Source organism: Thioclava sp. SK-1, assembly GCF_001705665.1.
Lineage (GTDB): Bacteria > Pseudomonadota > Alphaproteobacteria > Rhodobacterales > Rhodobacteraceae > Thioclava.
The window spans coordinates 17,234-41,620 of sequence record NZ_MDHA01000025.1; the positions used below are offsets into that span (position 1 = coordinate 17,234).

Here is a 24,387-nt window from a genome sequence, read left to right on the forward strand (position 1 = left end):
GGGCAAATCATGTATCTTGGGATCGATCTGGGCACATCGGGTCTTCGCGCCTTGCTGATGGATGAGGGCGGCACCGCCATTGGCGCGGCAGAGGCACATTACACAGTGTCGAACCCTGCTCCAGGCTGGTCCGAACAAGACCCAGCGCAATGGATCACCGCGCTGGAAACAGCCGTGACCGCGCTGCGCAACGCACATCCGGCATTTTCTGCACTGAAAGGTGTGGGGATTTCGGGCCATATGCATGGCGCGACCGTGTTGGATCAGGCGGGCGATGTTCTGCGCCCATGTATTTTGTGGAATGACACCCGATCCCATATTCAGGCCGCAGAACTGGACGCACAGCCCCGTTTTCGCGAACTGTCCGCCAATATCGTCTTTCCTGGCTTCACAGCGCCAAAATTGGCATGGATACGCCAGCATGAGCCAGAAGTATTCGCGAAAATCGCCAAGGTTCTGCTGCCCGCGGCCTATTTGGGGTATTACCTGACGGGCGAATATGTGGCGGATATGTCCGACAGTGCAGGCACAAGCTGGCTGGATACCGGAGCGCGGGATTGGTCTGATGAGCTGCTGTCTGCGACCGGGTTGCGCCGGGAACAGATGCCGCGCCTGATCGAAGGCTGTCAGGCGGCTGCCGCACTGCGCCCCGAAGTGGCCACACGTTGGGGCGTGGCCGACAGCGTGGTTGTCGCCGGGGGCGCGGGTGACAATGCCGCAGCAGCCGTTGGCATTGGCGCGATGAATGAAGGCGAGGGTTTTGTCAGCCTTGGGACCTCCGGTGTGTTGCTTGCCGCACGCGGTGGCTTTGCCCCTGCCCCAGAAACCGCGCTGCATACGTTTTGCCACGCCGTACCCGGGCGTTGGTATCAGATGGGTGTGATGCTATCAGCGACCGACAGCCTGAATTGGCTGGCCCGGATCACCGGACAGACACCGGCGCAGCTGACCCGCGCATTGCCACAATTACAGGCGCCGGGTCGAGAGCGCTTCCTGCCCTATCTCTCGGGTGAGCGGACACCGCATAATGACGCGCAGATCCGGGGCAGTTTTACCGGATTGGGCACTGATACAACAGTCGACCATATGACGCGTGCGGTTTTGGCCGGTGTGGCCTATGGCCTGCGTGACAGTGCAGAGGCGCTGCGTGCGACCGGGGCGGAGCTTGGTCAATTGCTGGCGATTGGCGGTGGCACTGGCTCTAAATTATGGGTTGAGATGATCGCCACGGTGCTGAACTGCCCGCTGGCCCTGCCCAAAGACGGAGAGTTCGGCGCTGCCCTTGGCGCCGCGCGCCTTGGGTTGATCGCCGCCACAAAGGCCGATGCAAACACAGTTCTAACCCCGCCAGAGCTGGGCGAAGTGATCGCCCCCAATACCGCCTTGCACGCGGCCTTCGACGACGAGTATCACGCATTTAAGGCCGCCTACCCGGCCATTCGCGCCATTCAATAGCGCACCTTCCCATATTATAGTTCCAAGGAAATCGACCATGATCCTGTGTTGCGGTGAAGCCCTGATTGATATGATCCCGACGCCCACGGCCGCAGGGCCAATGGGCTATGTGCCCCATATTGGCGGAGCGATTTTCAATACTGCCATTGCCTTGGGGCGGTTGGGACAACAAACCGGGATGTTGACAGGCTTGTCGGATGATTTGTTCGGCCAGCAATTGGCCGAGGGGCTAACGGCCAGCCATGTCGATACGTCTTTGGCAATCCGATCGGATCGGCCCACCACCTTGGCCTTTGTGAAACTGACCGACGGCCACGCAACCTATACGTTCTATGATGAAAACTCTGCCGGGCGCATGATTACGCAAGAGGATCTGCCCACCCTGCCCGACGATGTGAGCGCGTTGTATTTCGGCGGTATCAGCCTTGCGGTGGAACCGGGCGCAGATACATATGCCGCCTTGCTGGGCAATACCCATGACAGCCGCGCGGTGATGATTGATCCCAATATCCGCCCCGGTTTTATCCGCGATATCGAACGCTACCGCGTGCGGTTGGAACAGATGGTCCGTCATTCCGATATTGTCAAAGTGTCTGATGAAGATCTGAACTGGATCTATCCTGGCGCAGACTCCATTGCACAGAAAGTTGCCCGTCTGCGTGAACTTGGACCCGCGATGGTGATTGTCACGCGTGGCGGTGCGGGGGCCTCGGCCTGGCTGGCAGACGGCGTTGAGATCGAAGTCATCGCGAAAAAAGTCGATGTGGTCGATACAGTCGGTGCAGGCGATACGTTCAACGCAGGCGTATTGGCGATGTTGTCAGAGTTGGGCTGCCTGTCCAAAGCAGGCCTGCGTAAATTGGCACCTGAAGACGCCATTCAGGCCTTGGAAAACGGCGCAAAGGTTGCCGCGATAACCGTGTCGCGCGCAGGGGCCAACCCGCCTTGGAAATCAGAGCTGTAATCCACGGTATTTTATGAAATTGCTATATGGGCGGCGTGTTGGGATAGCCCCGCACGCCGCCCATATACCATATCAAGCACCTGCTTGCCCCCTATCCACCACCGACTGCCAGCATTTGCGGCAAAGCGCGTGGCCTCTGAAAATCCGATGGGTATACTTGTCTGTGACCCAAATTTTCTGACTTGTGCATTCATTGAATATTGTGCGTTTTGTCCCATAAGCGGGAAAACTCTGTTGAGTTTGTTCTAGTAATTTGAGCGCGTTATACGCTACCCATAGGTTGAGCATATTCACTCGTATTCTCGGAAAGAAATTACTGTGATGGTCGATCAGGATAACACAAGCAGCAATGAACAGGCGCCAACTGAAAAAATGGTGATTGTCGGTGTTGCCGCCTCTGCTGGTGGGTTGGAAGCCACGTCGATCTTAGCGCAGAACCTGCCCCCGAAATTGGGCGCCGCTTATGTTCTGGCGCAGCATATGTCACCCAGTCACAAAAGCATGCTGGTACAATTACTTGCGCGCGAAACAACGCTGAACGTGCGCGAAATTGAAGATCATGAACTGCCGCAACCTGATACGATTTATGTGCCACCGCCCGGCTTCGATGTCATTTTGGAAGACGGCATGTTGCAGTTGCGCCCACCAGAGGGGCATCTGGTTGCGCCAAAACCCTCTGCGGATCGGCTGTTCAAATCTATCGCGCTGGAGCTGCGCGAACGCGCGGTAGGGGTGGTTTTATCTGGCACGGGATCGGATGGCAGCTACGGGGTCCAGGCCATTCGTGAGGCCGACGGCATCACCATCGCGCAAGAGCCCTCTTCGTGCAAATATGATTCCATGCCCGTCTCAGCGATGCGCACCGGCTGTGTCGATCTGTGCCTGACCCCGCGCCAGATCGGCGAACATCTGGAAGATATCTTGAAACGGCGCCGCGATTTTGGTGAGCTGAAAGAGATCAACACCCCGAACGGCAAGAACTCTGATCTGTTCCATATCCTGTTGGCGCATACATTGGTTGATTTCCGGCACTACAAGGAAAACACGATCAATCGCCGCATTCATCGCCGGATGATCGCCAAAGGCATTGAACATTATAACGATTACGTTGAACTGTGCCGCCGCTCTGTTGAAGAGGTCGAGGCGCTGTATCGCGATTTGCTGATCTCTGTCACGCATTTCTTCCGCGATCCCGATCAATTCAATACCCTGCGCAATACGCTGGCTGAAAAACTGAAAGATAACAAAGACCCGATCCGGATCTGGATCCCCGGTTGCGCCACGGGCGAAGAGGCCTATTCCATCGCCATTCTGGCTGTTGAGGCGCTTGGCGGGTTGGAGAATGTTGAAAAAGAACAGCTTCAGATTTTTGCCACCGATATTGATGACCGTGCACTGGCGATTGCACGCAAGGGGCAATATCCGTCTTCGGCCATCAATGATGTCCCCGAAGAATTTCAAGCCCGTTATTTCGATCTTGCCGATGATCATTACACGGTGCGCCAACGACTGAAATCCTTTGTGCTGTTCTCACGTCACAACGTGTTTCAAGATGCGCCTTTCATCTCGATCGACCTTGTGTCGATCCGCAACGTGATGATCTATTTTGAATCCAAGCTGCAAGAACGGGTGTTGACCCGTATCCAATATGCGCTGAACCCTGACGGGCTGCTGTTTCTTGGCACGTCTGAAACCACGGGATTGTTGGAAAATTATTTCGTGCCGACACAGCAATACGCAAAGATTTTCCGCAAACGCTCCGCCAAGATGGGCAATGCCCTTTCCCCTGAAACCACGATTGCAAGCAACCTTCCTATGCGTCCGGGCGGACATCGGGCGCGAGCGGCTGCGGCGGATCGCACCGACCTGTGGCGGTTTGATTCCCTTGCGCGATCTGTGTGTAAAGTTGGCTTCCTGACAAATCGCGATCGCACAATCGTCAAGATTTATGGCGATATCGCCCCGTTCGTCGAGATGACCAACCCGATCAACGGCGGGCTGACATTGGATGTGCTGCGCAAGGTCTTGTCCTACGAAGCCAATTCGATGTTGCTGATTGCCTTAAAGCAAAAGGAAAGCCGCGCCGGGCAATGGCATGAGCTTGACGGGCGCGATTTCAACACGGTGCGGATGACGGCCTGGCCGATCATTGATGATGACGGCTCTGACCCGCTGGTGCTGATCGGATTTGAGACCGAGATGCGCACCGCCCCCGACCCCAGCGCGACCGAGCGGACAGATTACCTTGACTATCTGGAAGCAGAATTGGCCCGCACCCGCGACACATTGCAGGTGACGATCGAGCAATTGCAGACCTCGAACGAGGAATTGCAATCGCTGAACGAAGAGCTGCAAAGTTCAAACGAAGAATTACAATCCACCAATGAAGAATTGGAAACATCCAACGAAGAACTGCAATCCACTAATGAAGAACTGATCACTGTCAATGAAGAGCTGCTGGTCAATACCTCTCAGTTGGAACGGATCTCGGCAGAACTGGCTGGGCTTATTAAGGGTTTGCCCACGGTTATGATGATGCTGGATCAGGGGCTTTTGATCCGTCAGGCCTCTAAAAGCGCGGTACGGCAATTCGATATTCGGGAACGCGGGACATCGCTTGGCCATCTGTCGCAATGCCATTTGCCGGCGAATTTCCCGCCCTTGGTCGATCTGTGTTCACAAGCCCTTCTGGACAGGAAAAACCACACCCGCCAATTCGAAGATAACGGTGTTTTATGCACCCTGACCGTGTCGCCATTGACCACCGATCATAACGGGTTGATTGGCCTGATCGTGTTGTTGGAGCAGGTCGATATGTCGGTCGATGCGGTATTGAACCAAACGCTGCGTCGTTTTGGCGAGATTGGCAGCTGGCGGGTTAATCTGTTGACCGGTGCCGTTGATTGGTCCGATGAGACTTACCGCATTCATGGGATCGACCAGCAAGAGCGCGCCCTGGTCATGGCCGACGGCATCGATTTCTATCTTGAAGAAGACCGCCCCAAGGTGAAAGCCGCCATTGAACATGCGATTCAATCCGGCGAAAGCTTTCATTTCTACGCGCGGCTGAAACGCGGAGATGGTCAGATTATCGTCGTAGAAAGCGCCGGCTCGGCGATGTATAATGATCAGCAAGAGCCGGTGGCGCTGGTCGGTGTTTTCCGCGACTTCTCGAAGATGCGCAATGAACAGCTGTTAATGCAGCATTACAACCAACTGGCCGCAGATCAGGAAATTGGCTTCTTTACCTATGACATCTACAACGATCTGATGTTCTGGAAGCCGCGGCTGTATGAATTGCTGAGAACAGACAAATCGGTGGTGCCGACGCTGGCGATGACCATTGAACAGCTGGTGGACCACGACCGTGACGCGCTGCAGGCGCAATTTTCCGCCGCGATTGAAGCCGGACGCAGGTTTGACATTGACTCAACAGTGCAAATGGCAAATGGAACACAGGCACCTTGCCGCGTTTCGGCCCATATCGCGGCCTCAAGCGAAGGTGAACCGCGCTATGTTTACGGCGCCATTTCGCTGATCTAAGGTAGGGAGACTATGTAAAATCATAACTACATGCTATGGTCTGGCGCATATCCAGTACTAACCTTCTGTTAACACGCTGGCGAGATATCTAGTTTAGAGTTCCGAGTAGAGTAGAAGGATTGTTTGATGTACGAGGACGGGCAATCGGAATCTTGTGATCTGTCACAAGTCTCCATTTCCCTTATTAGGGACGAAGAAACACATGAGTGGTTTGTGGAAAGAACGGTTTTTAAGCGCGAAAACTTAAGCCACAATGTGCAATTTTCGCAGCCTGTTCCCTTGAACAACGCCTTCACAGATGAATTTCGTGAAAACCTGATCAAAGTTTTACCCAAGAGTTTTGAGTTTCAGGTGTTCAGCGATCCGACGCTGGTAATCGAACTGCCCGGTTTGATCCTTGGCGGGGTGCGTATCCTGACCCAAAAAATCTGGAGCGGAACACAGGCCGTGACAGTTCGTTTTTCCAAAGCGCTGGGGGCGTTGCATTCGCTTCTCGCCCCCGGCCATCGAACAGAGCATCACACTCTTGAGGCGCTTGAAACCACGGCTGCGCAGACCTTATCCGCGCTGTTGCAGCCATGCTTACACCTGCTGGACGCCGATCGGGATCTGATCCAAGACCCAAAGGTATCAGATCAGGTTCTGGCACGTTTGGAACGGCTGGATAGCCTGCGTGATGAGATGGGCTTTTTCTCCTATTTGCTACAACGTTTCATCGAAAACGCCTCGCACACGGATGCGCCTGGCAGCGACACCAATGGTGCATTTGTCCAAAATATCACGCCACAATCTCTGGCCTACTGATTTGCCAGCATTGTGTGGCATGTTCACCTGACGAAAGCACCGCTGTCGGCCGCCCCTTCTGTCCAATATCTAAAACAGTTACGTTTGTCACAAGACGTGCGCGCGCCGGACACGGTGTATTACCCATATGTTGCCAGAGCGTGAACGTAGAGTTTACGCAGCCATTCCCAGTTTCTGAACGGGTGTGATACGGCCGTTGCGCATGTTCGGGCATTCAATACTGTAGCACCAGAGCCATGCCCTACTGGTCAGCCCATCCCATCAGGCTGTCACTGACGTATACCGTAAGCGTTCGCTGGACAACACTGACGGCTTAGGTTGACAGCTTGAAGTTCCACGGTAGGAGTTCATCGAGCCGGCTTTGCGGATGTCCGTTTGCGATCGCTGTGAGAGTTGCCTTGAGATAGGCGAATGGCTCGACGCCGTTGATCTTGCAGGTCTCGATCAGTGAGGCGATGCGGCCCCAAGCGATGCCGCCCTCGTCGTGACCGGCAAAGAGTGCGTTCTTGCGGTTCAAAGCGATCGGTCGGATCATGTTTTCGACGCGGTTGTTGTCGATTTCGACGCGACCATCAGCCAGGAAGGTCTGCAGCCCATCCCAGTGATTGTGGATGTAAGTCAGCTTTTCGCCCAAGCGGGATTTGGCAAAGACCTTGCGTCGCTCAGCTTGAAGCCAATCACCGAAGGCCGCGATCAGCGGGGCACTGCGGGTCTGGCGGGCAGACAATCGCTGGCCGGGGGAGATGCCACGGATGTCGGCTTCGACGGTATAGATTTCGGCAATGCGGCGCAGACCTTCGGCGGCGATCTCTGATGCATCGCGGTCGAAGACTTCCTTTAGCTTGCGCCGGGCATGCGCCCAACAATGGGCGACCTGCACGGGATCGCCGCCCTTTCGGGTAGGCTTGGTCAGCCGGTTATACCCCTGGTATCCGTCGATCTGCAGGATGCCATCAAAGCCCGTCAGGAATGTTTCGGCATTCTGCCCCGCCCGACCGGGTGCATAGACGTAGACCACACCGGGCGGATCCTCTCCGCCCCATGGCCGGTCATCGCGGGCCAGCGCCCAAAGATAGCCGGTCTTGGTTTTACCGCGTCCCGGATCCAGCACCGGGGCCGTGGTTTCGTCCATGAACAGCTTGCTGGATCGTTTCAGGTGTTCGGCAAGCCGGTCAACGACGGGCTTGAGGTGGAACGCCGCCTTACCCACCCAATCGGCCAGCACGGCGCGGTGCAGATCAAGACCCGCCCGCGCCAGGATCTGGCTTTGGCGGCAGAGTGGCAGGTGGTCGGCGTCTTCGGGGCTTACGCGGCCCCACTGGAGCCACGGTCCCCTTCGACTTGCTGACCAGCACATGGGCGATGGTCGCCTGGGTCGGCAGGCCGCCCATGATCAGATGCGATGGGGGGGGGCTTGGGTCACGCCATCGCTGCAGGTCCGGCAGGCGTATCTCGGGCGCACGGTGACAATGACACGCAACTGCGCCGGCACGATATCCAGCCGCTCATTGCGGTCTTCACCGATCTTGTGCATGACGCCGCAGCCACAGGGGCAGATCAGGCTGTCGGGCTCGATGCGCTGTTCGATGCGCGGCAGTGCGGCCGGGAGATTGCCGATGGTGCGCTTTGGCGCAGGTTTGGTTGCCGTTTTGTCACCTGACCTGTCAGCCAGATGTTCCTTTTGCACCTCGACCTCGGCCAGTGCGATCGACAGATCCTCGAACGCCAACTGCCGCTCATCCTCGGTCAGCTTTTCCGACCGTTTGCCATGCAGGGCATGGTTCAGCTCGGCGATCAGGTGCTCTTGCCGTTGGGTTATTTCTGTGAGCGCTGCGACCTTTTCGATCAACGCCATCCCGCCCGCGCGTTGCGCAGCCGGGATGGCGGAAAGATTAAGTGACGGGGCAGTTTACATGGGCCATATCTACACAGATACCCCAGTGAAATCACGCAAAAACATATGGTTGGTTCATTCTGCCGCAGCAGGTGGGCGCGCCTCTAAGGCCTTTACCTTACGCCAGTCCAGACCGGCAAACAGGGCCTCAAACTGGGCATGGTTCAGCGCCATCACCCCGTCCAATCGGATCGTGACTTGGCCCATTGCAATCTCGATCGATGCTTAGGGTGGTGCTGCGGGCGTGACTGGCTGCCCCGCAACAGCTGGCACATGCGCCCTGCCGCTACCATCCGACATCACGATCGGTGCAAAACAGAGACCGTCATCTTCAACCACAGGCAAAACCAACCGGCCATCACGCGCACGACCACGCCATTCCGACAAATGGTTCGCCCGCAGCCCATACCGCGCCGCAACTGCATTCACGCTCACACACCCGGCTGCAAACTCTCAGCAACGATCCGCGCCTTTATCTCATCCGGCCAGCGTCGCTGTCCGTTGGTCCTTATCTCCACCCCGTAATCCCGGAGAAACTCCAACGTAGTCGCCATCGCGAAACTCCTGCACCGATCTCCATCGGACATGGCATCGCAGGTCAGACAAGCGGGCAAAAGGTGAGGGCCAGCGAACGCTTACTCACAGCCGAACATTTGAGCGTCAAATGGCGCGATTTTCCGGGATCAGAGCCAACAATTTTCGACATACAATCGCACGGCCAGCCCAAAATACATACAGCCCCCCTGAGGCCATCAGGAGGGCCGTAATATTCACATATTCGTCTAAGGCTTAGTCTTTGAAGCGTTTGCCTTTGGGCGCGCCGGCGTTTTTATCCTTGAACGATTTTTTGGCGCCGTATTTGGCCTTCGGCTTGCCATCGCTGGGGCCACCACGATCATCAAAGTCACGCTTTGGCTTACCACCGAATTTCTTACCGCCTGGGCCGCCCGAGAAACGCTCGGGCCGTGGGCCACGTCCGCCCGGCTTGAACCCGGTTTTGTTGCGCACTTCAGCGGGCACACCATCAACCATCGTCAGCGTCAGATTGTCACCGATTTCCATTTCCGGACCCAATGCGTCAAGAAAGTGGTTCACAGCTTTTTCCGAAATTTCGACAAAGCTCTCTGTCGCACCAATACGGATTGCGCCGATTTCCGAACGCGTGATGCCGCCTGCTTCGCAGACTTTTGGCATCAACCAGCGCGGGCTGGCATTGCCTCCGCGGCCAATTGACACTGCAAACCAACGGCTTGGGCCGAATGGGCCGCTGCTGTCATTGCGCGGCGCGACCGACATCAGATCCTCTGGCGCAGAGCGCTGACCGCGCCACATACGCACCATCGCCAGCGCAATGGCCTCGGGGGATTGAGCGGCCAGAACCTCACGAACGGTTTTGGCTTCGACATCGGTTGCTGAATCGGTCCAGATTGGATCGGCCAGCAAACGCTCTTCATCCTTGGCCAAAACCGCCTCGGCAGAGGGGCCTGCCTCCCATGTGGCTTCAACTTTGGCACCGCGCAGCAGGCGCTCTGCCTTTTTGCGGCCCTTTGGCGGCACGATCAGCGCAGAGATACCCTTACGACCCGCGCGGCCGGTCCGGCCTGAGCGGTGCAAAAGCGCCTCTTCTGATTGTGGCAAATCTGCGTGGATCACCAGGTCCAGATTGGGCAAATCAATCCCGCGTGCGGCAACATCGGTCGCCACGCAGACGCGCGCGCGACCGTCGCGCATCGCTTGCAACGCATGGCTACGTTCTTGCTGGCTCAGCTCTCCGGACAAGGCCACAACATTGAACCCACGGTTGGTCAGGCGCGACATCAGGCGCGACACTGTGGCACGCGTATTGGCGAACACAATCGCATTGGGCGCTTCATAGAACCGCAACAGGTTGGTGATTGCGTTTTCTTCGTCGCGATCGGCAACCATCACGGCGCGGTATTCAATGTCGCTGTGTTGTTTCTTGCCCGAAATCGTGGAAATCCGCTGCGCGTCTTTCTGGTAACGCTTGGCCAAACGCGCAATATCTGCCGACACCGTGGCCGAGAACAAAAGTGTCTGACGGTCTTCGGGGGCCGCGTCCAGAATGGTTTCCAGATCTTCGCGGAAGCCCATATCGAGCATCTCATCCGCCTCGTCCAACACAACGGCGCGAACCTTCGACAGGTCAATACCGCCGCGGCGCAGGTGATCACACAAACGGCCCGGGGTGGCGACGACGATATGTGCGCCACGCTCCAACGCGCGACGTTCGGCGCGGGCATCCATACCGCCCACACAGGACGCCATGATCGCACCAGCTTCACGATACAGCCATTCCAATTCGCGGCGCACCTGCAATGCCAGCTCCCGCGTGGGGGCGATGACCAACGCCAAGGGCTGAGCCGCACGTTGGAATGTATCGGAATCGCCAAGGATAGTAGGCGCGATTGCCAGACCGAAGCCCACGGTTTTACCCGAGCCAGTCTGTGCCGACACCAAAAGATCCTGATGGCTAAGGTTTGGGTCGCTGACAGCTTCCTGAACGGGTGTCAACGATGTGTATCCGCGCGCTTCAAGCGCAGCGCTAATAGTCTGTTTCACGCAAGTATATCCGTAATGAGAGGGTGCAGTTAGGCACCGGTTACGGGCGATTGTGTCCCTGTCTCGCCCATCAAGCGCATCCTCTCCATCAGAGTGGTCCTGCGCTAAAGAAGCCCGGCAGATATACCCTTGCCCTGCGCAGGTAAAGGGAAAACTATCGTAAATGCCGGGTTTTTAGGGGGTATCGGCCTTGCGTCACGTGCATATGGCGCTGAATGCGGCAATTTACAAATAAGAAACCGCCAACCCTAGGGTCAGCGGCTGTTGGCGCTGCGTCAAAATCGTCAACGTGGGATCAACGACGGCGCTGTTCATCACGGCGCACAGGGATCGGCACCAGCTCATGGTGCAAAGACGGTGGAAAGCGATCACCACGCCCGTTGCCATCATTGTCATCATCATCATTTCGGCACAGCAGAGCACGCGCGAATTGCACGACCGAAAACAAGACTGTGGTCAAGCCCAGCAAGACGGCGGCGGTCATATATCCCGTGCCCGATGTTAAAATCTGCTGTCGAAGTCCTGCAGTGTCAAACACCATCACAAGCCCCAAGAACAGAATGGCAAGTGCGAAACCAATAGCGATGCTGCGGATGAATAAGCGAACAAGTGCTGGCATGGAGACTCTCCTGTGTCAGCATCAATGTAATCGTTTTGTGGCAGTTTCAAAGGGGGAGAACGTCAAATTGATGTAAAAAAACGTTACGTCGTTGCGCAAGAATACGGCTGGGGGGATGCCGCTTTCTGGGCATCGAACCCAGTAAGCGGCAGGGCACCCCCCCTTTGGGGCGCCCGGCACACCGTCCCACAGCATCCTTGCAGCAGGAGGCCAGAAGCGTATCGGTTAAAACGCATCGGGTTGCAGAGCACGCGCCATGTGATCAAGCACGGCATTGACCAGTTTCGGCTCTTTTCCATCGGGGAAAAAGGCGCGTGCCACGTCAACATATTCGTTAATCGCCACTTTGGCCGGGGTTGTTGGTGTCACCAGCTCTGCGCCCGCAGCACGGAACAATGCGCGCAGCACCGGGTCAATGCGGCTGATCGGCCATGCTTCGACCAGCGCACGATCTGTGGCCTGGTCAATCTTACCCTGCCACATAACGGCATCATCAAGAATGCGGGTAAACAGCTTGGGATCCCCCTCGGCCATTTCATCGCCTTCGTAGACGGCGCCAAAACGATGCGTTTCGAACTCCATGCGCACATTATCGACGCTTTGGCCCGCGGCCTCCATCTGGAACAGCGCTTGAACAGCAAACAGCCGCGCTGCGGATTTCCGCTGGCGCTTTTCCTCAAGGCTTAGCTTGCGCTTGCGGGCAACGGGTTCTTCGTTGCTGTCAGTCTGGGGCGTGTCGTCAGTCATGCGGTCGTCGATCCTTCACTATCACCGGCAATCCGAAACGACTCACCACTGGGGCGGAAGCCGATCCCTTTCGTCCGATTGGCCCATTTGCGGGAAAGCGCCAAAAGATGCAAGGCCGCGTGCGCCGCACCACCACCTTTGTTTGCACCATTCGGGTCCGCACGGACATCTGCTTGATCTTTGGTCTCAACCGTAAGGATACCGTTACCGATCAAAATCCCTTCCAGCCCCATCAGCTGAATCGCACGAGAGCTGTCGTTGCAAACCGTATCGTAATGTGTGGTTTCACCACGGATCACACAGCCAATCGCAGTGAAACAATCATAATCGGCCATTCGCGCGGCCAGTTTGATCGCCGTAGGAATTTCCAACGCGCCGGGCACTTCGACCAGATCCACGCTAGCACCACAGGCCTGCGCCATGGCACGCGCGCCTGCGATCATGTTATCTGCCACGTCGCGGTAATAGGGCGCAACGACCAGCAGCATCCGCACGGGGCGGTCAAATTCTGGGTTGGGCAGGGTGTAATGCGCTTCGGCTTCGGCCATGATACTCTCCGTTCAGTAACCGCGCGTGGCGGAAATTTCGAGCCCGTAACCCTCTAACCCGACCAGCTTGGGCAAGCCGGAATTGGTCAGTAGCTCTAATTGTGACAACCCAAGGGCCGCAAGGATCTGCGCCCCCAAACCATATTGGCGCAGGGTGCGGCTGTGGTAATCTTCGGCGGTGGGCATCGTGCCTTCGGTATCGCGCAACAAGACGACAACCCCGCGCCCCTCATGGGCAATGGCATCCATGGCACGGCCCAGATCACCTTCACGCCCCGGCACAAGGCCCAGCATATCGGCTTTGGGATCAAGCACATGAACACGGGTCAACATAGGATCAGAGGTCATATCCCCTTTGGTCAAAACGATATGGTCCTGACCCTCGGTCTGATCGGTAAAGACCCGCATCGTCCAATCGCCACCATGGCCAGAATGCACCTCCTCGCGTGAGGTTTCCTTGACCAGGCTGTCATGACGACGGCGATAGGCAATCAAATCAGAAATCGTCCCGATTTTGATGCCATGACGCTGACCAAAGGCAATCAGATCCGGCAGGCGCGACATTTCACCGTCATCGCCCATGATTTCACATATCACGCCTGCGGGGTTCAGCCCGGCCAAACGCGACACATCCACCACCGCCTCCGTATGGCCTGCACGCACCAAGACACCGCCGTCACGCGCGCGCAGCGGGAACACATGCCCCGGCGAGGCCAGATCAGCAGGTGTGGTAGCGCTGTCGATGGCCACAGACACGGTGCGCGCCCGATCCGCCGCCGAAATCCCGGTGGAGATTCCTTCGCGCGCCTCAATTGACACGGTAAAGGCAGTTTCCTGACGCGAAGAATTCGACGACGCCATCAGCGGCAGCCCCAGCGCATCTACCCGTGCAGAGCTTAGCGCAAGGCACACCAAACCGCGCCCATAGGTCGCCATGAAATTGATCGCATTTGGGGTGGCCATCTGCGCGGGAATACACAAATCGCCTTCGTTTTCGCGGTCTTCATGATCGACCAAAATATACATTTTGCCGTTGCGTGCGTCATCGATGATCTCTTCGATCGAAGAAATTGCGTCGCTATAGCTGGTTTCCACGGCGCCGGGCACATCATGAAGGCCAGATTTATCCACCGGTGTCTTCGTCATTTCTGCCACTCCTGTAGACGGGCGACATAGCGGGCCAAGGTGTCAATCTCCAGGTTGATCGCATCGCCAACCTGCGCCGTGCCCCATGTCGTGACCTCTTTGGTATGGGGAATGATATTCACGCCAAAATCCGTCCCGTTCACCTCATTCACCGTCAAAGACGTGCCGTTCAGCGCAACAGAGCCTTTAGGCGCGATAAATCCTGCCAGGGCTTGCGGCGCGCGGAAGGTGAAGCGGGTGCTGTCACCCTCATCATGCATCGCGATTAGATCCGCGACCCCATCCACATGGCCCGACACGATATGTCCGCCCAACTCATCCCCGACCTTCAACGCGCGCTCCAGGTTCAGCGGTTGGCCAACGGTCCACATCTTGCGGCCCAGATTGGTGATCGCGACGCTTTCCGCCGAAATCTGCACATCAAACCAGGGCTGCGGGTCCGTTCCTTTGGCAATCACGGTCAGGCAGCAGCCACCGCAGGCAATGGATGCCCCGATATCCACGCCATCCATGTCATAATGACAGCCAATCCGCGCCCGCAAATCGCCCTGCTGTTCCAGCGCAAGCACTTCGCCAATATCGGTGATGATCCCGGTGAACATCGACATCTCCTTTTTCGGTCAACATCACCTAGCCCGCAGTTGCCCATCGTGCAAGCGCAGCCGACGCAGGCTTAACCGGTCAATTTGTGCATTTTCTATGCGACACGACCGCGATATGTCATAGGCTCGCCCTATTGCTGCCGTGGTTTTGCACCCCGATAGACAAGAGTATAGATGGCGTGCCCGGCGTTTTGGGGCCAGATCAGGACAGTTTTTTGATGACCCATTACCGCGACAGATGTTTCTTGCTGCTGCAAGGCCCACATGGGCCGTGGTTTCATCAGCTTGGCAAAATGTTGCGCACCACTGGCGCGCAGGTCTGGCGTGTAGGCTTTAATCGCGGGGATGAGGTCTTCTGGCCCGACCGCGCCAGCTATATCCCCTATACTGATACACCAGAGCAATGGCCCGAACGGTTGCGCGCGATTTTGGCCGAAAAACATGTTACCGATCTTGTGCTATATGGGGATACACGCTCCATCCACGCCCAGGCCATCGACGCCGCGCGCGCCGCCGGCGTGACCGTGCATGTGTTTGAAGAAGGATATCTGCGGCCCTATTGGATCAGCTATGAACGCGGTGGGTCCAACGGCCATTCCCGGCTGATGGAGATGACCGTCGCGCAGATGCGCCGCGCGCTGGAACAATCCGAAATCGAATTCCCCGATGCCCCGCCGCGCTGGGGGGATATGCGCCATCATGTCTTTTACGGCGCTCTCTATCATCTGTTCGTGATGATCCGAAACGGGCGCTACCGTGCGTTTCGCCCCCATCGTGGCGTGACGGTGGTCCAGGAATTCCGGCTGTATCTACGGCGTTTGCTGCTGATGCCTGCGCATATGATCCAGCGGTGGCTGGAAACCCGTGCGATCAAATATGGCGGCTTCCCCTATCATCTCGTGCTATTGCAGTTGGAACATGACGCCAGCTTCCGCATGCATTCCAATTTCAACAGCCAAACCGAATTTGTCGAAATGGTGATGGAGGCCTTTGCCAAGGGCGCGCCGCCCCATCATCACCTGGTGTTCAAGGCGCATCCGCTGGAAGATGGCCGTGCGCCAATTACCGATGTCATCCGCAAAGCCACGCTGCATCATGGACTGACGGGACGGGTGCGCTTCGTGCGCGGTGGAAAATTGGCCAATCTGTTGGCACAAGCCCGTTCTGCCGTCACGGTCAATTCAACCGCCGCTCAGCAGGTCTTGTGGCGTGGCCTGCCGCTCAAGGCCTTTGGCCGCGCGGTATTCGATAAGCCAGAGTTTGTTTCCTCGCAGCCCCTGGCAGAGTTTTTCGCCGCCCCTGCCCGCCCCGACAGCCGCGCCTATCGCGATTACCGCCATTATCTGTTGGAAACCAGCCAGGTGCCGGGCGGGTTTTATTCGGCCAAGGGCCGGCGCACATTGCTGCGTCAGGTGGTGGATATGATCCTGTCCCCTGAAGACCCTTATGATGCGTTGCGCGACGGGAACGCGTCCCCACGGCAACAGTTGCGGGTCATCAAATAGAACAACTGGCTTTTCAGCCATGTTTCTGTAAACTTATCTCTAAATGTAAAAGTAGCATCCCGGTAAGAGGAGCTCGAGCAGTGTCTATGAATATTTTCCGTAGCGCCAAAATCTTGGCGCTTTCGGCGCTTGTGTTAGGTGTCGCATCATGTGGCTTGCCACGGTCGGGCCCCAACAAACGTGAAATTTTCTCCGGTTCCGTCATGCGGCAAGGCGATGCCTTTGTCGTCGAAGTCAATGATCACGTCACACGTGCCACCGCCGTGCAGCCCGCATTAGGGTTTGCCGCATCACTGCGCAACGCGGGTGTGATGGGATCTGATACGATCACCCCCGGTGACACGCTGTCCCTGACGATCTGGGAGAACGTGGATGACGGGTTGTTGGTACAACAAGGTGCCAATGCCACGCAATTGTCCGAAGTGCAGGTGGATGGGTCGGGGTATATCTTTGTTCCCTACGCCGGACGGATCAAAGCCGCGGGCAACACCCCTGATGGGCTGCGCAAGATCATCACCGAGAAACTGGACGCGCAAACGCCCGATCCGCAGGTTTCTGTCTCGCGTTTGGCCGGTGATGGCGCGACCGTATCGGTGATGGGCACTGTGACAGGGCAAGGCGTCTATGCGATCGAACGTCCTACCCGTACCCTGTCGGCCATGTTGGCGCGCGCAGGCGGCGTGACCGTAACCCCCGATATCGCCAAAATCACCGTAAAGCGGGCCGGGAAATCCGGAACGGTCTGGTTGAAAGACCTGTATGAAAATCCACAAATGGACATCGCGCTGCGGCCCAGCGATGTGATCTTGGTAGAACAAGACACCCGCGCCTTTACATCCCTTGGCGCGACAGGTGCGCAAGCGCGTGTGCCGTTTGAAACCCAGACCTTGTCGGCACTTGAAGCCATTGCCACGGTTGGCGGATTGCAAAGCGGCATGGCCGACCCCACGGGCGTTTTTGTGTTCCGCAATGAACCGGTCGAAATTGCATCCGTCGTCTTGGGGCGTAATGACCTGATTGGCGATCAACGCCTGATCTATGTGCTGGACCTGACCGAACCCAACGGCATGTTTATGGCCCGAGATTTTGCGATCCGCGATGGGGACACGGTCTATGTGACCGAGGCACCCTTCGTGCAGTGGCAAAAGGTTCTGTCCGCGATGACCGCACCTTTAGGCACCGCGAACACGTTGAACAGCTTAGCAAACTGACCGCTGATGTCAGGGCCAGACCGTATTCAAGCCGCCGGGGAAACCCGGCGGCTGTATTATTACAACGCAGGTTTTTTGCGCCAAAAACCGCTGCGTGCGATTTTGGGCGCGGCGGGCTGGGATCTGCGTTTGGGCTTGCCCTCATGCGGTGATCATGTGGCCGTCTGGGGCCGTTCCCCCTATGCCAAGCGCGGCGAGGCTGTGGCGCAAAAACGCGGGCTTGGGCTGATCCGCGTTGAGGATGCCTTTGTGCGTTCAGTCCATCCAGGCCGGGCCAAGGAACCTCCGTTGGGCCTGTTGATCGATCCTTATGGCGTACATTTTGATTCCAGCACCCCATCGTTAATTGAGCATCTGGCGATGTCAGAGCCGCTAGACGACACAGCACTTTTACAACGTTCGCGCGATGGAATGGCCCGGCTGCGCCACTCGCACATATCAAAATACAACAATTTTGACCCGAACGCGGCGCCACCTGCACCGGGCTATGTTCTGGTGATTGATCAAACACGCGGCGACGCGTCGATCACCTATGGCGGTGCCTCTGCCCGGCTGTTCCGCGAAATGTTGGGCGTGGCCCAGATCGAGAACCCCGGTGCAAGGATCTTGATCAAAACCCACCCCGAAACACAGGCCGGATATCGGCCGGGCCATTACGGCCCCGAGCATTGTGACGAGCGTACATTCCTATTCCGCGAGCCCATCTCTCCTTGGGCATTGTTAGAAGGCGCGACTGCAGTCTACACCGTGTCATCCTTACTGGGGTATGAGGCGATTTTGGCAGGCCATAAACCGCGGGTGTTTGGCCAGCCCTTCTATGCCAGTTGGGGGCTGACCCAGGATGAAAATCCGGTGGATCGGCGCCGGCGTCGCCTGACCCGCGCGCAGCTTTTTGCCGTCAGCCACATTCTGGCTCCCACATGGTTTGATCCCTGCCGCAAAGAAATCTGCAGCTTTGAAGTCGCATTGGATCAGATAGAGGCCGATCTGCGCAGTTGGCGGGCCGATCGGCACGGCTATGTTGCAACGGGGATAAGCCGCTGGAAACACCGCCATATGCGGGCCTTTTTCGGGCAACACGCGCCTATTCGGTTTCGTGCCAAACCGATAAATGGTCAGGATTGGCTGCATTGGTCGGCCAAGCCCTTACCGGACGCGCAGGCCACGCCCATTCGTGTTGAAGACGGTTTTCTACGTTCGCGCGGGTTGGGTGCGCGCTTAGTGCCGCCGCTGTCGTTGGTCACTGATACCACAGGGATCTATTATGACCCGACGACCCCATCCGAACTGGAGGCGCTGATTGCCGCGCCGCTCCCCCCAGGGGGACGTGAACGGGCTGACAAATTGCTACGCAAACTGCGCCAATCTGGACTGTCGAAATATAACCAAGGCTCGCCGCCACCAGAGTTGCCTGCGGGACATCGCATTTTGGTTCCCGGTCAGGTAGAAGACGATGCATCCATCCGGCTTGGCTGCGCCCAAACCAGTACAAATCTGGCATTACTTGCCAAGACCCGGGCAGAAAACCCCGACAAAGTAATCATTTTCAAACCTCACCCGGATGTAGAGGCCGGGCTGCGTCCCGGCGCCATCCCCTCTGATATTGCGTTAAGATACGCCGATTACATCAGCGAAGATACCGATCCAGTTGCACTTATCGCAGCCTGTGATGAGGTCTGGACCATGACTTCATTGATGGGGTTTGAGGCATTACTGCGGGGCAAGCCCACAACCTGTCTTGGCGCGCCGTTCTATGCGGGGTGGGGTTTGACGCATGATCTGTCCCCGACGCCTGCGCGCCGTACCGCGCGCCCCGATCTGGTGCATCTGGTCCATGCGGTGCTGATCGCCTACCCACGCTATTTTGATCCGGTGTCTCAGCGCTCCTGCCCACCAGAGCTGGTGATCGAGCGGTTGGCAGATCGGGCCGCGCAGCGACAGTATTGGCCGTTAAAAATCGTGTCGACGCTGCAAGATCGCGCCGCATCCTGGACGCGGCTCTGGCGTTAACTCCGCTGCCAGCGATGCATCAAATCGCCGCCAATGACGCGGCTTTCCGTCAATGTGAATCGCGGCGCATTTTTCAACCTGTGCAACCCCATCGGACCAAGTGCCGCCCGACCGTCCCCCCCAAGGGCAACGCCAGCAGTAAATCCGATCAGTTCATCGACCACCCCAGCTTGCATCAGCGCGGCCGAAAACCGCCCACCGCCCTCGCAAAACACCCGTGACAGGCCGGCGTCTCCCAAAACCTGCATCAGGTGGTGCGGATCCAACCCGTCTGAAGTGGTATCACATTGGATCAAAACCGCACCGCGTTCTTGCCAATAGGCGCGGTCGTCATGCGGCGCATTCGCGCCATGTACCAACCACAGTGGCGCCTGTGCGATGGATCCAGCAAGGCGGTCGCGCGGCAGGTCAAGCTTGCGCGACACGACAATGCGCACCGGCTGGCGCAAGGGTGTAAAATTACGCACTGTCAGCAATGGATCATCAGCCCGCGCAGTCTGGGCCCCGACCATGACCGCATCAAATTTTGCCCGCAAACTATGGACATGGGCACGTGCGCGCGGGCCTGTGATCCACTGGCTTTCCCCATTGGCCAACGCTATCCGCCCGTCGAAAGATGTCGCAAGCTTTAGCGCCAAAAACGGTCGGCCATGTTCGATTCGTGACAAAAACCCAGCCTGATCTGCGCGGGCCTGCGCCTCTAATGTTCCAATAGTGACATCAATTCCAGCAGCGCGCAGCATCGCATGGCCTTTTCCTGCGACCCTTGGATCGGGGTCAACCATTGCGGACACCACACGGATGACACCTGCGTCGATCAACCCCTGTGCGCAGGGCGGGGTATGTCCAAAATGCGCACAGGGTTCCAGCGTGACATAGGCGGTGGCGCCGCGTGCCTGTGTACCCGCCTGCGTCAGGGCACGGCGTTCGGCATGCGGACGACCGCCGGGTTGGGTCCATCCCCGCCCGACGATACGACCATCACGCACAATCACACACCCCACGGCCGGGTTGGGCCATGTATTTCCAAGGCCCCGCCGCCCAAGCGACAGGGCAAGCGCCATATAGCGCTGATCGGCCATCATCAGGGCAGATCGGTCTCTGGTGGGCGCAGTTCCGATACGAATTTATCGAAATCATCCGCAGCCTGGAAATTCTTGTAAACGCTAGCAAATCGGACATAGGCCACGGTGTCGATCCGCGCCAAAGTCTCCATCACAATCTCACCAATGGCTTTGGACGGGATGTCCGTCTCCCCCATCGATTCCAGCCGCCGCACGATACCTGAAATCATCTGATCAATCCGTTCCGGCTCAACCGGACGTTTTTGCATAGAGATCCGGATCGAACGCTCCATCTTATCGCGATCAAACTCTTCGCGCTTGCCCGAGGTCTTAATCACGACCAAATCGCGCAGCTGAACACGTTCGTAAGTTGTGAAACGCCCGCCACATGCCGGGCAAAAACGCCTGCGCCGGATCGCCACATGATCCTCGGCCGGGCGAGAATCCTTCACCTGAGTATCTACATTTCCGCAAAACGGGCAGCGCATCGCGTCCCCCTTCTCTAATAAAACCGCCTCAGTTTGGGGTCTTATGCCCCGTTTATCACCAAATCATACGCATACATCGTGATTTTGGGTAGCATAAAAGCCCAGCCACCAAATCTTGAGCAAAATTGTGGCACCAAGGACTCAGCGCAGTAGCGCACTGACCTGCCGAACATGGGGCGCCGAACGATGTTCGAAAACATACAGCCCCTGCCATGTCCCAAGCTGCAAACGGCCCCCGATCATCGGAATTTGAACACTTACAGGCAGCAGCGCAGCCTTCACATGAGCAGGCATATCATCCGGCCCCTCATATGTATGCGTTATCCAGCGCATCGAGGGCGCGTTGGATGGCGGCACAAGGCGATGAAAGAATTCACGCATATCGACCTGCACTTCGGGGTCGGCATTTTCTTGCACAAGCAAACTGGCAGATGTGTGACGAATGAACAGGGTTAAAACGGCCTCGTCTTGTCCGCTTCCTTCGGCCCAACTGCGCACCTGCCGGGTGAATTCATACAGCCCCTGCCCCTGTGTCGCGATGTCAAAATTGCAATGCATCACCCCCCCATCGGGGCTTTGGGTTTGCGCACCGGGCGCGCCTGTGCGCGGTCTTTGGCCACGATTGCCAGACATTCGGGATTGATATCCATGATCGCGCGCTCCTTGGTATAGCGCGCGTCCAGCTGGGCTGAGGTCAGATCGGATTTTACCATCGCAAGCGGAGTGCGCGTGCCGTCGCCCACCCCGTTCACCAGACGGTAGCGCCCTTCGCCCTGATCTTCAACATACATAAAACAGGTGCCCTCCTGATCCATGCGCGGCGCGGCCGCCTGCCCCTGTGGTGGTGGCATGATAATGTTTCCGTTCTCATCCACCGTGCAGGCAGTCAGGGCAACGGCGGCAAGAATAACTGAAATGCGGGTCATGAAAGGCCTCAAAGCTTTGGGTTGTCTTGGCTTAGCAGGGATCGCCCAAGCGTGAAAAGCCCCCTGCGCAAAACAGCCCGCAAAAAGCAAAATGCCCTCAGCGTGGCTGAGGGCATTTGCATCAATATTGATTGGCTTATTGATCCAGGAAGGACCGCAACTTGCGCGAGCGAGACGGATGCTTGAGCTTGCGCAGCGCCTTTGCTTCGATCTGACGGATCCGTTCGCGTGTCACCGAAAACTGCTGCCCCACCTCTTCCAAAGTATGGTCGGTGTTCATACCAATGCCAAAGCGCATCCGCAAAACGCGCTCTTCGCGCGGGGTCAGGCTGGCCAAAACGCGGGTCGTGGTTTCCTTCAGGTTTTCCTGAATTGCGGAATCCAACGGCAGAACCGCGTTCTTATCCTCAATGAAATCGCCAAGTTGGCTGTCTTCTTCGTCGCCGATCGGAGTTTCCAAGGAAATTGGCTCTTTGGCAATTTTCATTACCTTGCGCACTTTCTCCAGCGGCATCTGAAGCTTTTCGGCCAATTCTTCCGGCGTTGGCTCCCGGCCGATTTCGTGCAACATCTGGCGGCCTGTCCGCACCAGCTTATTGATCGTTTCGATCATATGCACCGGAATACGGATGGTGCGCGCCTGATCCGCGATGGACCGCGTGATCGCCTGACGGATCCACCATGTCGCATAGGTCGAGAATTTATAACCACGGCGATATTCGAACTTATCCACCGCTTTCATCAAACCAATGTTACCTTCCTGAATAAGATCCAGGAACTGCAAACCACGGTTGGTGTATTTCTTAGCAATCGAGATCACAAGCCGCAGGTTGGCTTCGACCATTTCCTTCTTGGCGGCGCGGGCTTCTTTTTCGCCCTTCTGAACCTGTGCCACGATGCGGCGGAATTCAGAAATATCGACACCAACATATTGCCCGACCTGCGCCATATCAGAGCGAAGGTTCTCTACCTTATCAGAGGATTTTTCAAACAACATCTGCCAGCCGCGACCCGGCTTTTCCATCATCCGTTCAACCCAATTCGGGTCCAGCTCATACCCACGGTAGCTTTCGACAAACTCACGGCGGTTGATACGGGCCTGATCGGCCAGCTTCACCATACCACTGTCGATGGACATGATCTTGCGGTTGATCCCATACAGCTGGTCAATCAACGCTTCGATACGGTTGTTATGCAGATGAAGCGAATTCACCATTTCAACAATCTGGCTGCGCAGATGCTGGTATTCGGCTTCTTCGTTCTTCGAGAAAGTGCCGTCTTCGTTCAGCGTCGCAGACATCCGCTGATCCTGCATTTCGGCCAGCAATTCGTAATCATGCGCGATGACTTCAAGCGTTTCCAGAACCTGCGGTTTCAGCGCAGCTTCCATCGCCGCCAATGACATATTGGGCGCGTCATCTTCGTCATCATCATCAGATTGGATCGGATTGCCATCGGCATCCAGCTCTTGCTCGGACGATTTGTCGGATGCGGATGTATCATCGCCAGAAACACCCGCACCGGCGGCAACCCCGGGCACGACGCTTTCGTCATCATCTTCTTCGCCATCGATGGTCCGGCCAAAGGTGGCGTCCAGATCGATCACGTCGCGCAACAAAATATCTTCGCTAAGAAGTTCGTCGCGCCAGATGGTGATTGCCTGGAAGGTCAACGGACTTTCGCACAGCCCGGCGATCATCGTGTTGCGACCCGCCTCGATGCGCTTGGCGATCGCAATTTCGCCTTCGCGCGACAGCAGCTCAACCGAGCCCATCTCGCGCAGATACATCCGCACCGGGTCATCAGTGCGGTCCAATGTTTCCGATGATCCGCTGGACACGGCAACGTCACGATTGCTGCCGCCCGTCGTCGCCAATTCCCCGCCCGACGCGTTCTCTTGCGCCTGATCGTCGTCGGAATCGTCGCCTTCGATCACGTTGATGCCCATTTCGGAGAGCATCGACATGACATCCTCAATTTGATCGCCCGAGACCTGATCAGGTGGCATCACCTTGTTCAGCTGGTCGTAGGTAATGAACCCACGTTCCTTCGCCTCGGCGATCATCCGCTTCACCGCGGTCTTGGACATGTCGAAGGACGTGTCCTCGTCATTCGCGGAGTCCGGCTTGTTATCGTCGATGTCTTTGGCGGCCATGGGCGCTCCTTGATCGGCTTGGCATCAAGCACTGCTTTGGCAGGATCGAATCACATCCTGCAGTATTATCGAATCGTCACGGCGAATCACAGAGGGTGGAGCGATGATTCGCAACACGTTGCATTC

20 protein-coding genes and 1 pseudogene are annotated in these 24,387 nt (G+C 57.0%); 7 read left to right on the forward strand and 14 right to left on the reverse strand.

Annotated elements, in window-relative coordinates:
* Positions 1–9 precede the first annotated feature (9 nt).
* From xylB to BFP70_RS02985, 4 genes are all read left to right on the forward strand, one after another.
* Positions 10–1,455, forward strand: coding sequence for a xylulokinase (gene xylB / locus BFP70_RS02970; protein ID WP_066009892.1), 1,446 nt, complete (start codon positions 10–12; stop codon positions 1,453–1,455).
* A gap of 37 nt (positions 1,456–1,492) precedes the next feature.
* The gene (locus tag BFP70_RS02975) at positions 1,493–2,419 is read left to right on the forward strand and encodes a carbohydrate kinase (protein WP_066009893.1); all 927 of its coding nucleotides are present in this window, start codon (positions 1,493–1,495) and stop codon (positions 2,417–2,419) included.
* 321 nt (positions 2,420–2,740) lie between these two features.
* Positions 2,741–5,962 (forward strand): chemotaxis protein CheB, encoded by a 3,222-nt coding sequence (locus BFP70_RS02980; protein WP_066009894.1) that lies wholly within the window; start codon positions 2,741–2,743, stop codon positions 5,960–5,962.
* A 279-nt stretch (positions 5,963–6,241) separates the two neighbouring features.
* On the forward strand, positions 6,242–6,766 hold the full coding sequence (locus tag BFP70_RS02985; RefSeq protein ID WP_141693074.1) for a hypothetical protein: 525 nt from the start codon (positions 6,242–6,244) through the stop codon (positions 6,764–6,766).
* Between the two features lie 313 nt (positions 6,767–7,079).
* Here the strand turns inward: BFP70_RS02985 and BFP70_RS02990 are convergent.
* The 9 genes and pseudogenes from BFP70_RS02990 to BFP70_RS03025 form a co-directional block, all read right to left on the reverse strand.
* Positions 7,080–8,621, reverse strand: a pseudogene (locus BFP70_RS02990) (IS66 family transposase).
* Positions 8,622–8,735: 114 nt separating this feature from the next.
* Entirely contained in the window at positions 8,736–8,867 is a 132-nt protein-coding gene (locus BFP70_RS21295) for a transposase (RefSeq protein ID WP_141693075.1), read from the reverse strand.
* Positions 8,868–8,885: 18 nt separating this feature from the next.
* Complete coding sequence (locus tag BFP70_RS21300) at positions 8,886–9,095, reverse strand: hypothetical protein (RefSeq protein WP_255356575.1); 210 nt, start codon at positions 9,093–9,095, stop codon at positions 8,886–8,888.
* Positions 9,096–9,449: 354 nt separating this feature from the next.
* Entirely contained in the window at positions 9,450–11,240 is a 1,791-nt protein-coding gene (locus tag BFP70_RS03000) for a DEAD/DEAH box helicase (protein WP_066009896.1), read from the reverse strand.
* A gap of 295 nt (positions 11,241–11,535) precedes the next feature.
* Complete coding sequence (locus tag BFP70_RS03005; RefSeq protein WP_066009897.1) at positions 11,536–11,859, reverse strand: hypothetical protein; 324 nt, start codon at positions 11,857–11,859, stop codon at positions 11,536–11,538.
* Between the two features lie 225 nt (positions 11,860–12,084).
* Positions 12,085–12,606: a transcription antitermination factor NusB gene (nusB, locus tag BFP70_RS03010; RefSeq protein WP_066009898.1), complete on the reverse strand. Its 522-nt coding sequence runs from the start codon at positions 12,604–12,606 to the stop codon at positions 12,085–12,087.
* Complete coding sequence (locus tag BFP70_RS03015) at positions 12,603–13,154, reverse strand: 6,7-dimethyl-8-ribityllumazine synthase (protein WP_066009899.1); 552 nt, start codon at positions 13,152–13,154, stop codon at positions 12,603–12,605. The genes nusB and BFP70_RS03015 overlap by 4 nt, the downstream gene beginning before the upstream one ends.
* Before the next feature lie 12 nt (positions 13,155–13,166).
* On the reverse strand, positions 13,167–14,300 hold the full coding sequence (gene ribB / locus BFP70_RS03020; protein ID WP_066009900.1) for a 3,4-dihydroxy-2-butanone-4-phosphate synthase: 1,134 nt from the start codon (positions 14,298–14,300) through the stop codon (positions 13,167–13,169).
* Positions 14,297–14,902, reverse strand: a complete 606-nt coding sequence (locus tag BFP70_RS03025; RefSeq protein ID WP_066009901.1) for a riboflavin synthase — start codon at positions 14,900–14,902, stop codon at positions 14,297–14,299. Before BFP70_RS03025 ends, ribB begins: the two co-directional genes overlap by 4 nt.
* A 218-nt stretch (positions 14,903–15,120) precedes the next feature.
* Between BFP70_RS03025 and BFP70_RS03030 the strand changes: the two genes are divergently transcribed.
* The 3 genes from BFP70_RS03030 to BFP70_RS03040 all read left to right on the forward strand — a co-directional run bounded on the left by BFP70_RS03030 (position 15,121) and on the right by BFP70_RS03040 (position 19,628).
* Positions 15,121–16,407, forward strand: a complete 1,287-nt coding sequence (locus BFP70_RS03030) for a capsule biosynthesis protein (RefSeq protein WP_066010095.1) — start codon at positions 15,121–15,123, stop codon at positions 16,405–16,407.
* 86 nt (positions 16,408–16,493) lie between these two features.
* Positions 16,494–17,618: a polysaccharide biosynthesis/export family protein gene (locus BFP70_RS03035; RefSeq protein WP_066009902.1), complete on the forward strand. Its 1,125-nt coding sequence runs from the start codon at positions 16,494–16,496 to the stop codon at positions 17,616–17,618.
* A gap of 6 nt (positions 17,619–17,624) precedes the next feature.
* Positions 17,625–19,628: a capsular polysaccharide biosynthesis protein gene (locus tag BFP70_RS03040; RefSeq protein ID WP_066009903.1), complete on the forward strand. Its 2,004-nt coding sequence runs from the start codon at positions 17,625–17,627 to the stop codon at positions 19,626–19,628.
* On the opposite strand, the gene ribD is transcribed toward BFP70_RS03040, so the two are convergent.
* From ribD to rpoD, 5 genes are all read right to left on the reverse strand, one after another.
* Positions 19,625–20,713 carry a bifunctional diaminohydroxyphosphoribosylaminopyrimidine deaminase/5-amino-6-(5-phosphoribosylamino)uracil reductase RibD gene (ribD, locus tag BFP70_RS03045; RefSeq protein WP_255356576.1) on the reverse strand — a complete coding sequence of 363 codons (1,089 nt, stop codon included), beginning with the start codon at positions 20,711–20,713 and terminating at the stop codon, positions 19,625–19,627. The genes BFP70_RS03040 and ribD overlap by 4 nt on opposite strands.
* The gene (gene nrdR / locus BFP70_RS03050; protein ID WP_066009904.1) at positions 20,713–21,180 is read right to left on the reverse strand and encodes a transcriptional regulator NrdR; all 468 of its coding nucleotides are present in this window, start codon (positions 21,178–21,180) and stop codon (positions 20,713–20,715) included. Before nrdR ends, ribD begins: the two co-directional genes overlap by 1 nt.
* Positions 21,181–21,321: 141 nt before the next feature.
* Positions 21,322–21,738, reverse strand: a complete 417-nt coding sequence (locus BFP70_RS03055; RefSeq protein ID WP_066009905.1) for a secondary thiamine-phosphate synthase enzyme YjbQ — start codon at positions 21,736–21,738, stop codon at positions 21,322–21,324.
* Entirely contained in the window at positions 21,738–22,106 is a 369-nt protein-coding gene (locus tag BFP70_RS03060; RefSeq protein WP_066009906.1) for a hypothetical protein, read from the reverse strand. Before BFP70_RS03060 ends, BFP70_RS03055 begins: the two co-directional genes overlap by 1 nt.
* Before the next feature lie 136 nt (positions 22,107–22,242).
* Entirely contained in the window at positions 22,243–24,261 is a 2,019-nt protein-coding gene (gene rpoD, locus BFP70_RS03065) for an RNA polymerase sigma factor RpoD (protein WP_066009907.1), read from the reverse strand.
* Positions 24,262–24,387 lie beyond the last annotated feature (126 nt).

Coding starts and splice junctions, on each gene's coding strand:
- BFP70_RS03060 (WP_066009906.1), bottom strand. CDS start 22,106: ATGACCCGCATTTCAGTTATTCTTGCCGCCGTTGCCCTGACTGCCTGC.
- BFP70_RS03005 (WP_066009897.1), bottom strand. CDS start 11,859: ATGCCAGCACTTGTTCGCTTATTCATCCGCAGCATCGCTATTGGTTTC.
- nusB (WP_066009898.1), bottom strand. CDS start 12,606: ATGACTGACGACACGCCCCAGACTGACAGCAACGAAGAACCCGTTGCC.
- xylB (WP_066009892.1), top strand. CDS start 10: ATGTATCTTGGGATCGATCTGGGCACATCGGGTCTTCGCGCCTTGCTG.
- BFP70_RS03025 (WP_066009901.1), bottom strand. CDS start 14,902: ATGTTCACCGGGATCATCACCGATATTGGCGAAGTGCTTGCGCTGGAA.
- BFP70_RS03030 (WP_066010095.1), top strand. CDS start 15,121: ATGACCCATTACCGCGACAGATGTTTCTTGCTGCTGCAAGGCCCACAT.
- nrdR (WP_066009904.1), bottom strand. CDS start 21,180: ATGCGCTGCCCGTTTTGCGGAAATGTAGATACTCAGGTGAAGGATTCT.
- ribB (WP_066009900.1), bottom strand. CDS start 14,300: ATGACGAAGACACCGGTGGATAAATCTGGCCTTCATGATGTGCCCGGC.
- BFP70_RS02975 (WP_066009893.1), top strand. CDS start 1,493: ATGATCCTGTGTTGCGGTGAAGCCCTGATTGATATGATCCCGACGCCC.
- rpoD (WP_066009907.1), bottom strand. CDS start 24,261: ATGGCCGCCAAAGACATCGACGATAACAAGCCGGACTCCGCGAATGAC.
- ribD (WP_255356576.1), bottom strand. CDS start 20,713: ATGATGGCCGATCAGCGCTATATGGCGCTTGCCCTGTCGCTTGGGCGG.
- BFP70_RS03040 (WP_066009903.1), top strand. CDS start 17,625: ATGTCAGGGCCAGACCGTATTCAAGCCGCCGGGGAAACCCGGCGGCTG.
- BFP70_RS03015 (WP_066009899.1), bottom strand. CDS start 13,154: ATGGCCGAAGCCGAAGCGCATTACACCCTGCCCAACCCAGAATTTGAC.
- BFP70_RS03055 (WP_066009905.1), bottom strand. CDS start 21,738: ATGCATTGCAATTTTGACATCGCGACACAGGGGCAGGGGCTGTATGAA.
- BFP70_RS21295 (WP_141693075.1), bottom strand. CDS start 8,867: ATGGGCCAAGTCACGATCCGATTGGACGGGGTGATGGCGCTGAACCAT.
- BFP70_RS02980 (WP_066009894.1), top strand. CDS start 2,741: ATGGTCGATCAGGATAACACAAGCAGCAATGAACAGGCGCCAACTGAA.
- BFP70_RS03035 (WP_066009902.1), top strand. CDS start 16,494: ATGAATATTTTCCGTAGCGCCAAAATCTTGGCGCTTTCGGCGCTTGTG.